Source organism: Sulfurimonas sp. NWX79 (assembly GCF_039667035.1).
GTDB lineage: Bacteria > Campylobacterota > Campylobacteria > Campylobacterales > Sulfurimonadaceae > Sulfurimonas > Sulfurimonas indica.
Genome location: NZ_JALCZL010000024.1, coordinates 15,219 through 30,713, shown reverse-complemented (window position 1 = coordinate 30,713; position 15,495 = coordinate 15,219). Strand labels below are relative to the sequence as shown.

General features: G+C 36.6%; 13 protein-coding genes and 2 tRNA genes. 9 read left to right on the top strand and 6 right to left on the bottom strand.

All coding sequences use genetic code 11. The annotated features are described in order from the left end of the window. Positions 1-221: 221 nt before the first annotated feature. Together MNY27_RS09280 and MNY27_RS09275 are read right to left on the bottom strand one after the other, a co-directional pair. A tRNA-Glu gene (locus MNY27_RS09280) sits at positions 222-296 on the bottom strand. Between the two features lie 27 nt (positions 297-323). Beyond that, positions 324-399 (bottom strand) — tRNA-Lys (locus MNY27_RS09275). Positions 400-555: 156 nt separating this feature from the next. On the opposite strand from MNY27_RS09275, the gene MNY27_RS09270 reads away from it, so the two are divergent. The 8 genes from MNY27_RS09270 to MNY27_RS09235 all read left to right on the top strand — a co-directional run bounded on the left by MNY27_RS09270 (position 556) and on the right by MNY27_RS09235 (position 9,141). After that, positions 556-1,560: a CsgG/HfaB family protein gene (locus MNY27_RS09270; protein ID WP_346392199.1), complete on the top strand. Its 1,005-nt coding sequence runs from the start codon at positions 556-558 to the stop codon at positions 1,558-1,560. Beyond that, the gene (locus MNY27_RS09265) at positions 1,560-2,552 is read left to right on the top strand and encodes an LPP20 family lipoprotein (RefSeq protein WP_152184733.1); all 993 of its coding nucleotides are present in this window, start codon (positions 1,560-1,562) and stop codon (positions 2,550-2,552) included. Before MNY27_RS09270 ends, MNY27_RS09265 begins: the two co-directional genes overlap by 1 nt. A gap of 61 nt (positions 2,553-2,613) precedes the next feature. Further along, positions 2,614-3,561 (top strand): MoxR family ATPase, encoded by a 948-nt coding sequence (locus MNY27_RS09260; protein ID WP_152184734.1) that lies wholly within the window; start codon positions 2,614-2,616, stop codon positions 3,559-3,561. Between the two features lie 10 nt (positions 3,562-3,571). Further along, positions 3,572-4,402 (top strand): DUF58 domain-containing protein, encoded by an 831-nt coding sequence (locus tag MNY27_RS09255; protein ID WP_246153862.1) that lies wholly within the window; start codon positions 3,572-3,574, stop codon positions 4,400-4,402. A gap of 1 nt (position 4,403) precedes the next feature. Beyond that, on the top strand, positions 4,404-4,811 hold the full coding sequence (locus tag MNY27_RS09250; protein WP_152184735.1) for a hypothetical protein: 408 nt from the start codon (positions 4,404-4,406) through the stop codon (positions 4,809-4,811). Next, a complete protein-coding gene (locus MNY27_RS09245) occupies positions 4,804-5,733 on the top strand; it encodes a VWA domain-containing protein (RefSeq protein ID WP_346392198.1) in 930 nt (309 codons plus the stop codon). Before MNY27_RS09250 ends, MNY27_RS09245 begins: the two co-directional genes overlap by 8 nt. Next, positions 5,733-7,712: a VWA domain-containing protein gene (locus MNY27_RS09240; protein ID WP_152184737.1), complete on the top strand. Its 1,980-nt coding sequence runs from the start codon at positions 5,733-5,735 to the stop codon at positions 7,710-7,712. The genes MNY27_RS09245 and MNY27_RS09240 overlap by 1 nt, the downstream gene beginning before the upstream one ends. Further along, positions 7,696-9,141, top strand: a complete 1,446-nt coding sequence (locus tag MNY27_RS09235) for a BatD family protein (RefSeq protein ID WP_152184738.1) — start codon at positions 7,696-7,698, stop codon at positions 9,139-9,141. Before MNY27_RS09240 ends, MNY27_RS09235 begins: the two co-directional genes overlap by 17 nt. On the opposite strand, the gene MNY27_RS09230 is transcribed toward MNY27_RS09235, so the two are convergent. Continuing rightward, entirely contained in the window at positions 9,138-9,965 is an 828-nt protein-coding gene (locus MNY27_RS09230; RefSeq protein WP_152184739.1) for a prephenate dehydrogenase, read from the bottom strand. The two genes, MNY27_RS09235 and MNY27_RS09230, sit on opposite strands and share 4 nt — an antisense overlap. A gap of 99 nt (positions 9,966-10,064) precedes the next feature. On the opposite strand from MNY27_RS09230, the gene bamA reads away from it, so the two are divergent. Then, a complete protein-coding gene (gene bamA, locus MNY27_RS09225) occupies positions 10,065-12,344 on the top strand; it encodes an outer membrane protein assembly factor BamA (RefSeq protein ID WP_346392197.1) in 2,280 nt (759 codons plus the stop codon). On the opposite strand, the gene MNY27_RS09220 is transcribed toward bamA, so the two are convergent. The 3 genes from MNY27_RS09220 to MNY27_RS09210 all read right to left on the bottom strand — a co-directional run bounded on the left by MNY27_RS09220 (position 12,341) and on the right by MNY27_RS09210 (position 15,459). Further along, positions 12,341-13,819: a Ppx/GppA phosphatase family protein gene (locus tag MNY27_RS09220; RefSeq protein ID WP_346392196.1), complete on the bottom strand. Its 1,479-nt coding sequence runs from the start codon at positions 13,817-13,819 to the stop codon at positions 12,341-12,343. The two genes, bamA and MNY27_RS09220, sit on opposite strands and share 4 nt — an antisense overlap. Next, a complete protein-coding gene (locus MNY27_RS09215) occupies positions 13,820-14,077 on the bottom strand; it encodes a YfhL family 4Fe-4S dicluster ferredoxin (RefSeq protein ID WP_152184742.1) in 258 nt (85 codons plus the stop codon). Between the two features lie 83 nt (positions 14,078-14,160). Then, positions 14,161-15,459: a HAMP domain-containing sensor histidine kinase gene (locus MNY27_RS09210; protein ID WP_346392195.1), complete on the bottom strand. Its 1,299-nt coding sequence runs from the start codon at positions 15,457-15,459 to the stop codon at positions 14,161-14,163. Between the last annotated feature and the right edge of the window lie 36 nt (positions 15,460-15,495).

The following is a 15,495-nucleotide window of genomic DNA, read 5'->3' as shown; positions in this document are numbered from 1 at the left end:
ACAACAGACCACGAAAATCTCTTGGCTTTAAAACTCCTGCTCAAGTTTTTTATGCTACAGTTTCAAAAGTAATGGCTGCATAATTAAGAGGTGGAAATTGCATTTATTGGTTGAATGGGCGGTTGAATGGGCGGGTTGAATGGGCGGGATAATTCTATAGTGAAATATATAAATCAGAGTTGTGAAAAATAAATTTGTTGTGATTTTTAAGTTTGAAAAAGTGGTGACCCCTAGGAGACTCGAACTCCTGTAACATGGATGAAAACCATGGATCCTAACCGCTAGACGAAGGGGCCACTTTTTGAAGGTGTTACTATATGAAATGGTGTCCCGTGATGGATTCGAACCATCGGCCACATCATTAAAAGTGACGTGCTCTACCAGCTGAGCTAACGAGACATAAACTCTCTTTGTTAAGAGGTCGAAATTATAGACAAATAGATACCATATGTCAAGAAAAACAGTGCTAAATTTTAAAATTTATGTGATTTTTGTAGATTAATAAGCAATTAAATAGTTTTTAACTACAATCGACTCTAAATATTAAGGTGTATGATGAAAATATATAAGGTTTTAACATTTTTTCTTCTTGCGATTTTCTTATTTACTTCATGTGCACAAAAAGTAAGAATCAAAGCACTTGAACCAGCAGAAGTTGACAGGATTTCAGAGACAAAAAAGATAGCCGTACTGAGTTTTAAAAATGATCGTGTCGGACTCTCTAGAAAGATAGAAGCACAGCTTGCAGGTTTTCGAATAAACAATAAGAAATATTTTACTATTGTAAGTAGAACAGATATCAATACGATTATAGAAGAACAAAAACTTCAAAGCAGTGGTTTGGTAGATGAGGACAGCTCAGTAAAAGTAGGAGAGCTTATCGGTGCTGAGGCGATTATCTCAGGTGATGTTAGACGTCCTACAAAGCAGGACAGTTATTATTATGAACCGCGTGTCAAGTGTGCCAATACGAAGTGTAGTGAACTAAGATATTACAATATGCGTTGTGTGAAAAGAGTTGTGGGACTTGCTGCTGAGATACGTGTTGTAGATGTCTCACGTGGAGATATAATTTTTGCAGATACACTCAGCAGAAACAGAATCTTTAAACATTGTAATGATGATTCACGGGCACTTCCTTCTGTCTCCATTGCTGCACAAGATATGGCAAATGCACTGGCACGAGAGTTCACATATAAACTGACACCGCATTACCGGGAATTTTATGTCACTCTTTTAGAAGATCCGGACTTGGACTACACATCCCAGCAAGAGAAATTTTTAAAGTTTGCCCTAGAGTACATTGAACAAGCAAGATATGATAAAGCCGAGCAGCTTTTGACACGTCTAATAGACTCAACAGATGGAAAAAGCTATGTTGCTTTTTATAATCTGGGAGTGATAAAAGAGGCTGAAGGTAAGTATGAAGAGGCAAAAGAGTATTATGAGTATGCTGATAATCTTATGGTTGAACCTGTCAAAGAGATAAATGAGGCTATTGTACGTATAAATACTTTAATAGCCAAAAGAAAGAAAACTTTAGAACAATTAGGAAAATAATGAAACTGTTTTATATATGTTTAGCCTCAATAGTATTGTTAAGTGGATGTGGCAAATTAAAGGAGCGTATAGTTGTCAAAGAAAAAACACTGCCCTCTTGGTATATGCAGCCTCCAGCTTCCAATGCAAGAGAGATTTATGGTGTAGGTGAGGGCAAAGACAAACAAGAAGCGCTTTCAAATGCACTTGCTTCATTGCTGGCAACGCTGAGTGTTTCCATCTCTTCAAAGTACAGTGCTAAGAGTGTTGTGCGTAAGGGTACAGTAAACAGACATGATGCGACATACGTCAATGAGACACAAAGTGAAGTTCAAAAGATTCGTATCAGTAGCTATGAAGTATTGCAGTCTGCCAAACTTGGATTTAAAAAGTATGCAGTTCTGATTAAAGTAGATAGAATGAAGTTTTTTCAAACACTGCAAAAAGAGATAGACCAGGAATTTGCACTGATAGCTTCATGGGAGAAAAACAGAGCAGATAAAAATGCTCTTGAGCAGTTGTCATTTTATAAGAAAGCACTGCAAAACTTGAGTGATTTGCAAAACAGACTACTCGTGATGAGTGTTTTAAATGAAAGATTTCAATCACAAAAATATTTGCAAAAGTATGAGAAGCTACGAAACAAAAGAGATAAACTTTTACAAAGCATAACATTTTGGGTTGTATCAGACTATAGACCATTAAGTGGACCGATTGAAAAAGGGCTGAGCTCGAAAAAACTCAAGATAAAAAATCTTCACAATGCGTATCACTTTACAATCTATGTAGATTCAAATATGCAAAGAGCAAGCTCTTATGGTTTTTACATTGCAAGAGCACAGATAAACATCGCTACAAAAGACAACAGTGGAAATATTCTAGCAACGAATTCACTCAACATTACAGGACAATCTTCCCAAAGTTACAGTATTGCTAAACAAGATGTCGCAAAAAAACTCTCCAAGCAAATAGATAAAGAAGGCATTGCAAAAATACTCAATTTAGACATTTAGGAATCATTTACTACAAAGGAATATACTTTCACTATATAGATATAAAAAAGGTAGTGAAGATATGATTTCTAAGATTGAAAATATAAAAAAAGAGGTTGCAAAAGTTGTCGTTGGGCAAGAGAAGATGATAGATTCTCTTCTGATTGCTCTTTTATGTGAAGGACACATTCTTATCGAAGGTGTGCCCGGACTGGCAAAAACAACAACAGTAAATGCACTCTCTAAAGCACTTGGACTTGACTTTAAACGTGCACAGTTTACCCCTGACCTTTTACCATCAGATATTTTAGGTGCTGAGATTTATGACCCGCAAAATAATCAGTTTAAAATTAAAAAGGGGCCTATCTTTACCAATCTTTTACTTGCTGATGAGATCAACCGTGCACCGGCAAAAGTTCAGTCTGCACTGCTTGAAGTGATGCAGGAAAAGCAGGTAACCATTGGTGATACTACTTTTAAGATCGATCTTCCTTTTTTCGTTATGGCAACACAAAACCCGGTAGAACAAGAGGGAGTTTATCAGCTTCCAGAAGCACAGCTTGACCGTTTTATGCTCAAACTTGTCGTGGGCTATAACACGAAAGAAGAAGAGCTTGAGATTGCACGCCGTATATCAAGTGGCAACATGGAAAATATTATGCCTGTCATTGATAAAAGCGAGCTTGATGCCATTAAAGCTGCTGTACGTGATGTACATGTCGATGCTGAGGTTGAGAAGTATATGATAGAACTTGTCAATGCAACAAGATATCCAGAAGAGTATGGTCTAGAAGATATTAAAGATTTCATACAGTTTGGAGCATCTCCGCGTGTAAGTATCGATATGTTCAAAGCTGTCAAAGCGATGGCATTTATGCGCGCAAAAGATTTTGTAACACCTGTTGATGTTGCCTACATCGCAAAAGAGCTGATGCGTCACCGTATCGTTTTAACATATGAAGCAGAGGCTGAAGGTATCACAACAGATGAAATCATTCAAAAAGTGCTTGAAGCGGTAGCAATCCCATAAGGCGGCAAAAGTGAGCAAACTACAAAAAATACTTGTTCGGGCTCGCCGTCAAGTCTTCTCGGAAATGGTTGGAAACAATCCTTCCATTTTTCAAGGAGAAGGGTATGATTTTATCGAGCTGCGTGAGTATATGCCGGGTGATGATATTCGTCATATTGACTGGAATATCACCGCAAAACTGCAAAAGCCCTATATCAAAATATTTCGTGAAGAGCGTGAGCTTAATGTCGTTGTAGCATCTATGCTTAACGGAAGTGTACATTTTGGTTCAAAACGATTTAAACAGGATGTCATCGCAGAGATCATTGCGATGCTCAGCTTCTCTACGATAAAAAACGGTGATTTGCTAAGCTCGTATATCTTTACAGATAAGCTAGAGTCTCATCTCAAACCAAGTAAGAAGCTTTTTTCTGTGCATAAAAATGTTGATGAGGTAGTGAACTTTGAAGCTTTGAATCACAAAGCAGATTATAAAGTGCTTGCAGATACGCTTTTTAAACGACTAAAAAGGAAGTCCCTCATTATTGTAGTGGGAGATTTTTTTGAGATTCCTGATTTTAAACTTTTGGCAAAAAAACATGAAGTTGTTGCTGTTGTTGTACGGGATATCTTAGAAGAAAAACCACCGAAAATGGGATTTGCTTCACTCATTGACCCAGAGAGCGGTAATGTTTTAGAAGGTGATTTTAATGATGCAACAGTAGCTTCATATGCAAAAAAAGTGACTCTGCATGACCGAGAGCTCTATGCTACATTTAGAAAGCATCATGTGCGTTTTACCAAAGTTTATACACATGAGAGTGTTGGTGTGGCACTCAGAAGATTGTTTGAGGGTAGATAAGATGCAAAATATACAAACGCAAGAGATACCACTTCATGATATCAAACCACTGCTTGAGATAGAGGATTATTCGTTTTACTATTTTGTAGGCGTGCTTGGTGTTGGAACTATTATCATTCTTAGTGGAATCTATCTGTTATATAAGTATTTTAGTGCAAAGAAAAAGTTCAATCTTCGAAAAGAACATTTTAACCTTCTGCAAGATATTGACCTGCATGAGACAAAAAAAGCTGCATATAGATTGACAGAGTATGGTGCGACCTTTGCAAATGACAGCCAGCGGCATCAAAAAACCTACCATGATATGCTTGAGCATTTAGAGAAGTACAAGTATAAAAAAAGTGTTGATGATTTTGACAGTGAAACACTACGAATTATAGAGTTGTATAGAGGTATGATAGATGTTTGATGGAATCTATTTTGAATTTCCAAAAATAGCCTTTGTAATCTTCTTTTTTATTGCGTGTGAAACACTTTGTAAGATGAAGCTTCCATCCATCTACTTTCCTCACGCAAGCCAATTTATGAAAAGCAATATTGCTACATCAAAACTGTTGTTTTTTCTAAAATGGATAGGAATAGTGATGCTGATCTTAGCTTTGATGTCTCCGGTCAAAGATGAACCTTACGAGCTTACACCAAAGCAGGGGCATGAGATAGCTTTGATTTTAGATGCATCCCAGTCAATGGAGGCACGAGGTTTTGATATGAATGACCCGATGGCGACACGTTTTGATGTCGTCAAAAAGATAGTAAGAGATTTTATACAAAAACGAAAGAGTGACAACATCGGTCTTGTTGTCTTTGGAGTATACTCCTTTATCGCTTCACCACTTACCTATGATGAACATATACTCTCACGTATAGTTTCACAGCTCCAAATCGGTATGGCAGGAAAATATACTGCACTCTATGAAGCATTGGCACAAGGGGTCAATCTCTTAAAGATCTCCAAGGCAAAATCAAAAGTAGCGATTTTACTGACAGATGGATACTCTACTCCACAGGTTGACAAAATCCCTCTTGATGTTGCTATAGATTTGGCAAAAAAAGAGGGCGTGAAGGTGTACCCTATCGGTATAGGCGGACCAAATGAGTACAATCGTGCAGTACTTGTTAAGATTGCAAAAGAGACAGGCGGTGTTGCATTTGGTGCTTCGAGTGCAGATGAACTTAAAGCTGTTTATGCGAAGATCGATGCACTGGAGAAGAGCGATATTAAAAATGAGACCTTTACTTACTTGAAATATTACTACTTCTATCCACTCTTTATAGGACTAATTTCATTGATGCTTTACATCTATCTGAGAAATAAAAGAGGGAGTGCATAATGAGTTTTTTACATCCAGAATTTTTATACTATATGCTACCACCACTTTTTATCTTGTTCGGATTACTTTTAACACAAAAAGAGGCTCAGGCAACTTTTTTTTCTGAGGAGGTGATGGATAGACTGCGTGTAAGTGCCAATACCTTGACACTCAAAGCAAGAAATGCACTTTTTATGCTTATTGGTATTTTACTGATTTTTGCACTTGCCGGTCCGGTTATCAAAGAAGGAAAAATAGAGATAAAAGCCAAAAGTGCGGACATTATGATAGCACTTGATATCTCAGACTCCATGCTGGCAACGGATGTCTATCCAAATCGTCTAAAACTAGCCAAACAAAAGGCTTTGGAATTTTTACGTCTCGCACCAAATGAGCGTATTGGCATCATTGCGTTTGCCAAAAACTCCTATCTGGTCTCACCGCTTAGTTTTGACCACGGGGCTGTGGCATTTTTACTCAAAAATCTTGATACAAACTCCATAACAGAGCAGGGAACAGACCTGATGTCGATGCTTGAAGTAGTGGACAGAAGCATTAAAAATGAGTCACGCAGATATATTCTGCTTTTGAGTGACGGCGGCGATGTCGAAGATTTCTCACGTGAGATAGCGTATGCAAAAGAGCATAATATTACTGTTTTTATTTTAGGTATCGGAACAAAAAAAGGAGCACCTATCAAGCTTGAAAATGGTGAGTTTATCAAACAAAACGGAAAAATAATTTTGACAAAACTCAATGAAAAGATAGCTGACTTGGCAACAAAAACAGGTGGTGTTTACATAGAGGGAGTGAACTCCAACAGTGATATAAAAGCAATGTTGCGTGAGATAGAGGCAAAAGCGAAGAAAAAAGAGATGAAATCAGAAGAGATAGAGAAGTATATCCCACTCTTTTACTATCCTGTAGGACTTGCGCTTATTCTTCTGCTTATTGCTACATCATCTATGAGTAAACGAAAAAAAGTAGATGTACCATCTATGTTTCTGTTGGCTCTTATATTTTTTAATGCTCCTAGTGCCAAAGCAGGTCTTTTGGATTTTGTAGAATTAAAAGACGCAAAAGAGGCTTATAAGCATCAGAACTATAAAAAGTCAGCACAATATTTTGATGCCTATGCGAAAAAATCTGACAGTGGAGAGGCCTACTACAATGCAGGAAATGCACTCTATAAACAGAAAAAATATAAAGAGGCTTTAGAGAGTTATAAAAAGGCAACGTTCAGCAGTCGTGAAGCACGCGCGAAGAATTTTGCGAATATGGGAAATGCTCATGCCAGACTCGGGAGTGAAGAAGAGCTGAAAAATGCGATAAAAGTATATGAAGAGTCCTTGAAGCTCAAAGAAGATAAAGAGGTTCGTGAGAACTTGAAAGCTGTGAAAAAAGCGCTGCAGAAAAAGCAAGAGCAAAAAGAGCAAAATAAACAAAATAAGCAAAACAAGCAACAGAACAAAAAGCAGCAGAATCAAAAAGATCAAAAGAATCAACAGCAGCAACAACAACAGCCACAAGAGCAGCAAAACAATAAAGATAAAAACAGAGAGAACAAACAACAACAGCAGCAGAACAAACAAGACCAACAAAATAAGCAGAGTCAGCAAAATGACAAAGAAAAAAATCAGGAGAGAAAATCTCAAAAGCAGAGTGAAGAAGAGAAGAAAAACCAGGAAAAAAATGCTCAAGAACAAAAGAAAAATGAGCAAGAACAAAAAGATAAAGAGCAACAGAACAAGTCGAAAGAAAATGCAAAAAAAGCCAAAGAGAAACTCAAAGAGTTAAAAGCCAATGAAGAGAACAAAAAACAAGATAAAAAAGAAAAACAGGATGCTTCAATGGCGCAGATGAAAGATATGAAAGATAAGATGAGTGATGCTGAAGAGAAGAAGTGGCTTAAAGCTTTAAACTCGCAACAAAACTCCTATCTGTACAGATTAAACAAAGAAAAACCTATAAAGGAAGACCAAAATGAAAAACCTTGGTAAAAAAATATTTATACTATTAACATTTTTAACTACAACAATCTATGCAAGTGTCACAGCACGTGTTGAACCACCTGTGGTTTACAGTGGTGAGACTGCAACCTATGTACTGACAATCACTGGAGAGAAGGTCCATAAGCCGGTACTTACAGATATCTGTGGCAATGATATTATAGGTTCAAGTTCACAGACCAGCATAGAAATGGTCAATATGGATTATAAAAAAAGTTATGTTCTCTCGTATGAATTTGTACCACAAAAGAGCTGTGTCATAGCACCAACGGATGTTGAGATTGATGGCAAGATGGAAAAATCAAATGAAGTAAAAGTCGTGGTAAAACCTGCATCACAAGATAAAAATGCGGCTTTTCTCCTCTCACTCAAAGTATCGAAGAGTGATGTTTTTGTCGGTGAGCCCTTTATTTTACATCTTGAATTAAAGCAAAACAGACGTGCAGCTGTTGTGGACAGTAAGTTTATAGAGCCTGATTTTAAAGGGTTTTGGGTAAAAGGCAAATCTCAGGCCACAAGAGAAGAGACTCCCGAGTATATCATTACACGTGCTGATTATAAATTAGCAGCACAAAGAGAAGGAAACCTGACAATCAAACCTGCACAGCTTCGCATCGCATCGCGTGTGAACCGTCGTGATATGTGGGGCTCTTTTATGCCGCAGGTAAAGTGGAAAAACTACTACTCCAATGAGGTGCAAATTCATGCAAAACCACTGCCAAACAATGCAGAAATCGTAGGAAATTTTACAATATCTGCCGAAGCAAACAAGCAAGAGATAACACCAAATGAGGCTGTAAATGTAACTGTTACTGTAAAAGGTGAGGGGAATTTAGAAGATATTGAGAGTTTTAAACCTTACATAAATGGTGTCAATGTTTTTGATGAGAAAATCGAGATTCATGGTGATACTCTCACCCAAAAACTTGCATTTGTCTCTGATAAGGATTTCACAATCCCACCTTTTAAACTCGCTTTTTATAATCTAACAACAAAAAGGGTGGAGCAGATAAAGACAGAGCCGATTCACATCAAAGTTAAAGGATCTGCTAAAACGACAACATCACTAAATATCAAAAAAGATGAAGCGCCAAAACTTGTTGTAAAAAAAGCACAAGAGCAGAGTGTGACTGCTGGTAGTGCTTTTTCTTATATCTGGCTGATTATTGCTTTTGTTGTCGGTATCATAGTCGGAGCAGTATTGATGCTTACGAAATCATTTCAAAAAGCAAAAAAAGAGAAACGTTTTAACATCAAAGATGAAAAACTACTCCTCTTAAAACTCTTACCATACAAAGACAGTGATAAAGATGTCAAAATTATTGTTGATACTTTAGAGGGAAATCTGTATGGAGATAAAAAAGAGAAAATTGATAAAAAACTTTTAAAAGAGGTTTTAAAGAGGTACGATATTTCTTAGAAAATATCGTGCAGTTTATTGGCGTCAGCCATCTCCTTGTGAACTTTTTCCCACTCATCATTTTGAATATTTTTTTTCATGGTATTGAGCTCTTTTTGGAAAAGCTCTATTGCTTCAAGAAGGTTCTCTTTGTTCTGTCTGAAGATATCTTCCCACATATTCGGAGAGGATTTGGCAAGGCGGCTCATAGAACGGAATCCACCGGCTGCGAGTGCTAAAATATTGTCTCTTTTTTCTTGTTTCATCACTGTATTTGCAATAGAGTAAGAGACTGCGTGAGGCATATGAGAGATAAATGCGGCATGTCTGTCATGTTCGTTTGATTTCATAAAGTACTTTTTCATCTTCAGTGCTTTAAATATCTTACGAGCCACTGCTCTTTGGTGTTCACCGCTCTCTTCCAAGTCACAGAGTACTACGACTTTATCTTCATAAAGTCCTTCAAGTGCTGCGTGAGGACCGAAGTTTTCAGTTCCGGTCATTGGATGTGCCGCTACAAAATTCTTGCGAATTTCATGAGGCACTGCTGCTACAATCTTTGCTTTTGTACTTCCAAGGTCAATGATAGTCGCATCTTTTTGGACATCTTTTAAATCCTGTAAAGCGGCAATGACACCATTTACAGGAATAGCTAAAAAGATAACATCATATCTCTTTACCTCTTCAAAAGAGACGATTTTTTCTACAAGTTTAAGTGAAAGTGCATCTTTTTGATGCTTTTTATTGTGGTCGTGTCCAACAATTTCATCAATAAAATCTAATTTTTTAAGACTTAGTGCCAAAGAACCACCCATAAGTCCAAGTCCAATTATTGCTACATTCATTTTCTTTCTTTTTGTTGAATTTGCAAAATTATACTAAATTTACTTAATATTAACCTCATAATGGGTAAAATCTCTTCTAATTTTAACTATGGAATTTTAATGAGAATACTTTTATCAATCTTTTTTATCCTGTTTACAAGCACGCTATCCGCTGAAGTTGTGAAATCAATTCAATTTGACGGTATGGTTCACATCTCAAAAAATGTGGCTTTACGAATGTTACCTTTTGAAAAAGGTGATGATATCAGTGAAGAAGAGGTTGATACGGCAATAAAAAAATACTTTGATCAAGGTTACTTCAACGATATCTGGGTTGAGTTTGAAAATGGGGATCTGACTTTTTATTTCAAAGAAAAATCTATCATCTCTCAAGTTGAACTCAAAGGCTGGAAAGAGAATGATGAAGATATCAAAGAAGCCGTTATCCAGATAAAAAAGGGTACGCTTTATGATGAAAAGAAGATTGAAGCTGCAAAAAAACGCATTATCGAAGCTATCTCTCAAGAGGGTAAAATTGACTCTGTAGTTGAAGTAAAAACAACATACCTCGAAAACGGTAGTATCAAAGTAACTTTCATTGTCAATGAAGGTGAAGAGATTACTATTGAGAAGATTGATTTTTCCGGTGTTTATGGATTGGACCCGGATGATTTTGATGATGTCATTGCCAATAAAGAACATCAGTTCATGGGATGGTTCTGGGGTCGCAATGATGGGAAGATGTCTCTACGTGATTTAGAGTATGATAACTTGAGAGTCCGTGACTTGTATATGCAGCATGGATATTTGGATGCCAAAGTTGATGAACCGTTTGTACGTGTAAACTTTGACAGTTATATGGCAGATATGAGTTATCAAATAACAGAGGGTGAGCAGTACTCCATCTCAAAAGTAACGATTTATCAGACAAAGCATGTTATTGACGATGCAAAGATAAAAGAGCTTATCTCACTGCAAGAAGGTGATATCTTTAATGTTAAAAAATTCCGTGAAGATTCAGAGAAGATAAAAACACTCATAGCAGATAAAAGTTATGCTTTTGTTCAAGTTGTACCTGATTTGAAAAAAGATAAAGAAAAAAGAACTGTTGAAGTAGTCTTTCGTGTTATGCCTGGAGACAAAGTAAAAATCAGAAATGTACTTATCTCTGGAAATACTCGAACACTTGATAGAATCATCCGCCGTGAGCTTTATCTTGGGCCTGGAGATATGTACTCTCTTACAGATTTAAAAGATTCTCGTAATTCACTAGGACGTCTGGGATTTTTTGACAGTAATACCATTGAAGAGAAGCGTATCGATAATCATACAATGGATCTGGTTGTAAAAGTAAAAGAGGCACCGACCGGAAATGTCCAGCTTGGTGGAGGATATGGTTCATATGGAGGACTTCTTTTAAGTATTGGTGTCAATGACAGAAATATCTGGGGTTCAGGTATAAATGTCGGTGTCAAAGCTGAGAAGTCACAAACTTCACAGAGTTACTCATTCAATATCTCAAATCCGAGACTCAATGACAGTGACTTTAGCGGTAACTTCTCAATCTATCATTCTACATATGATTATAATGACTATACAACACTTACAGATGGTGCATCTATCGGTACCGGACATAGATTTTCCCGTCATATTACAGGATATCTTGGGTATGGTTATTCGAAAAATGATTATGAATTCGGTGCAGACTTTAATGCTTCACAATATGGAAGTACATACTATTTTGAAGCCTACAATAAAAGTTCTGTCACGATGAGTGTGAGTTGGGACTCTACAGATGATTATTATCTGCCTCGTGAAGGTTTTACACTTTCACAAAGTTTTGAAAAATCAGGTCTTGGTGCTGATGCGGACTTCTTAAAATCAAGAACAAACTTTGCAAAATATATAGGACTCGATGAATATGTGGGATTTGATGCGATTTTCAGATACAAAGCGCGATACTATGCACTTATAGATAACGGCTATATTCCACTGGCAGAAAAATTCTATATGGGTGGTATAGGCAGTGTCAGAGGATATGAGTCTTACTCTATCTCACCTATGATTGCCGATGATACAGGGACCGATACCTATAATGGTATTCCAATTAGAAGAATTGGGGGAACACAGACTTTTTCAAACAATATTGAAGTGAGTTTTCCTCTGATACCAAAAGCAAAAATGCGACTTGTAACATACCTTGACTGGGGAATTATTTCTGATAATATCAGTGCAAATATTTTAGATGGTACAAACAATCAATCTCGTGCCGGTTATGGAGCAGGGTTGGAGTGGTTCTCTCCTGTTGGACCAATTCAATTGATGTTCTCAAAAGCTATCAACGCACAAGTGAGTGATAAAACATCAAACTTCGAGTTTACGATGGGACAGCGCTTCTAAGAGCTAAAAATAACGTTGAAGTGCTGGTCTCTACACTCTAGCTTCGCAACTGCATGTTGTGAAAGATAGAGCTTCTCTTTGGAGCTTATCTTTAAAATCCCTTTTTCAAACTCCATTTCAAAGTCAATATTTCTAGGACGATGACTCAGCAGTGCTATAGAGAGTGAAAGTATATAACTAAGTGAATGAGTAATATGCGCATTATCCGGTAGGAGTTTTGCATAGAGCTGCAGATGTGTATCGGATGGGAGTTTGTTTTTTGCATACTTTGTCAATGTTGATATCAACATAATATTATGATGGCTAAAACCATACTCCAAAGCACTCTGAATAATATAATAGCTGTGTTTGTTTTGTGAGTAAAAATGAACATTACTACCCGCAGGATAGAGTTTAGCTGCAATGGTAAGGATATGTTTATATTCTGTATCAAGATTAAAATATTCACTTGTGAGTGTAAAGATTTTTTTACTTAAAAGTGCAAGATGGTTTGAGAATGTTTTGTCTTGAACATAGGAGTCTAAAATATAGCGTACTGAGGTATTGTAGTTCTGTGGAAACTTATGCCGTGAATTTCGAAGCAGGTCTGAGAGGTATACTCCCTCACGCACACCGACACCACTTGTAATGATCTTTGAGATAGCAATCTTCTTCATAAGTCTCTGCAGTATCAAAGCACCGGGTTTTATAACATCAAAACGATTACTTTTAATGAAAAGTGCTAACAGCTCTTCATCACTTTTTGTCTGCAGCAGACGTTTGAGATAATCTTTAAAAGTGTTACTGTTGTACTCAAAGGCATGGAGTTTGTTGAGTGGATAGAGAGACTCTTTTAAGATTGCATTTGAGATGGCACGAAAAGTTCCTCCAATTCCAATGAGCGTTGTAAGTTTCGATGTATCTGGAAGCTTATCAAGTTCACTATCAATATAAGCAACGGCACCATCAATATCATCTTTATCAAAGAAGAGTTCTTTAAGACGAACAGTACCAAGTTTTAAAGAGAGTGTATCAGTGACTGAGTCTTCATTGATAAAAGCAAATTCAGTGGAGCCCCCACCTATATCGATACTTAATGCTGATGTTTGTTTTGGTAGAAGATTTGCACAGGCAATAGCTCCAAAATAGGCTTCCTTTTCCCCTGAGATAACCTTTATATTGAGTTTTAGCTTATGTTTAACTCTTTGAAGAAACTCCTGTTTGTTTGGAGCATCACGCAGTGCAGAGGTCGCAACACAAAGAATTTTTCTGACTTTAAAAGAGTTGGCAATACTTAAAAAATCGCTGAGGGCATCAAATGTGCGCTGCATAGGAGTTTCTTGTAGCTCTCCGTTATGTTTGTAGGCATTTTGGGAAATTCTGACTTTTGATTTTTCTTCGTGGAGGAGATGAAATGCGTATCTTGAAGTTTTTTCATAAACAACCATTCTAACAGAGTTAGAACCGATGTCTATGATGGCAACCCGCTTAGCCAATTATAACTCTTCGTTCTCTTGGAGTTGTTTATATTTAAATTGAAGTTCTGCAATAGTTTCTACATTGTCTTTATCTGGAACTATACAATCAACAGGACAAACAGAGATACATGCAGGCTCATCATAGACACCTACACACTCAGTACAGCGATCAGGGTCAATATAGTAAATTGGGTCACCCTCTTCAATCGCAATTGTCGGACACTCTTCACGGCAAGCATCACATGCTATACACTCTTCATTAATTATTAATGCCATATTTAAAAACCTTATAAATCTATACTTATTTAATTCGTGAGAGATTTATAACAAAAGTAAGCTTTATTATTTTTGAAACGCTTTTAATTCCTTGGAAGAATACAAGATAATTTCGAATTTAGCTCTAAAGAAGCAACTGTACCATCAACTCCATCTGTTCTGTTTTTAATACTGATTTTTGCGCCAAGTGCATCGGCAGCACTTTTTGCAAGGAAAAGCCCGAGTCCGACACCACTTTTATTTCCCTGGCGTTTAAATGGTGCAAAAAGATCAACACTCTCATCGATACCACATCCTTCATCGATAACCTCGATGCGAAGACCATAGGAACCTTCCTGACTTCGTAAAAGTACACTTTTGTCCTTTGGCGTAAACTTAAGTGCATTTTGTAGAAAATTCTGAATGATTTGATTGAGAAGACTTACCTGCAGTGTCGCCATATAACCATCGGGTTTAAAATCCATAATGAGTTTTTTACCCTCATTTTCAGCAAGTAGTTTAAAATCATCTGCTTTTTGTTTTAGAATCCCAATCACATCGACTTCAATAGGTTTATCAAGTTGGGCTCCCTCTTGACGTCCTATATTTAAGATGTTGGAGACGATGATATTCATTTCATCTATTGTCTTATTTGTTGTTTTAAGGGCATCTATATATTCTTCAGGTGTACGTTTTTTAATGAGTGTTACCTGATTTTTGAGTTTAATGACAGCAAGTGGAGTTTTTAACTCATGCGCTGTACCAATAAAAAGTTCCTTTTGGTACTTTACAAAGTTCTGAATTCTGGCAATGAGGTGATTGATGGTTTCCCCAAGTGGTTCAAATTCTTGTGGCAGTGTATTGAGGTCTATTGGCTTGATAAGATGCTCATTCATATTTGAAAGCTTTTGCGAGAGCGTCTTGATAGGATTTACAAGCATTTTTGAGAGCATTACTGCATAGATGATAACAAGTAGGAATCCTGCAATATTAATGATGAAGATATAGTGTAGAATCTTATTTAGGAGTTTTTTTGTCAGTGTTACATCTTTTGTGATTTTAAGATAGCTTGTCTCTTTTAATTTAAATGGATAGATAAGAGTCAGGTATGTCTTTTTATCTTTTGTAATTTCATAGACATCCATATCCCCCATAGTTTTTTTTAAGTAGATTACTTCAACATTAAGAGAGAGAAAGTTCTCAGAAACAGCTTCTTCAAAACTAAATACAGATTTAAAGTTGGCAATATTTTTTGCGTAATGGATTAGTTCTTCTTTTTTCTCATCATAAATAGATTTTTCTATGTAAAAGTATAAAACAGAGGAGAATATAAAAATTAAAATTGCGGAAGAGAAAATAAGTTGGATTAGAAAGCTTTTTCTAATACTCTTTTTGGAAAACATCTATAATCCCTTTAAAAAATTTAAGGGATTATAGCA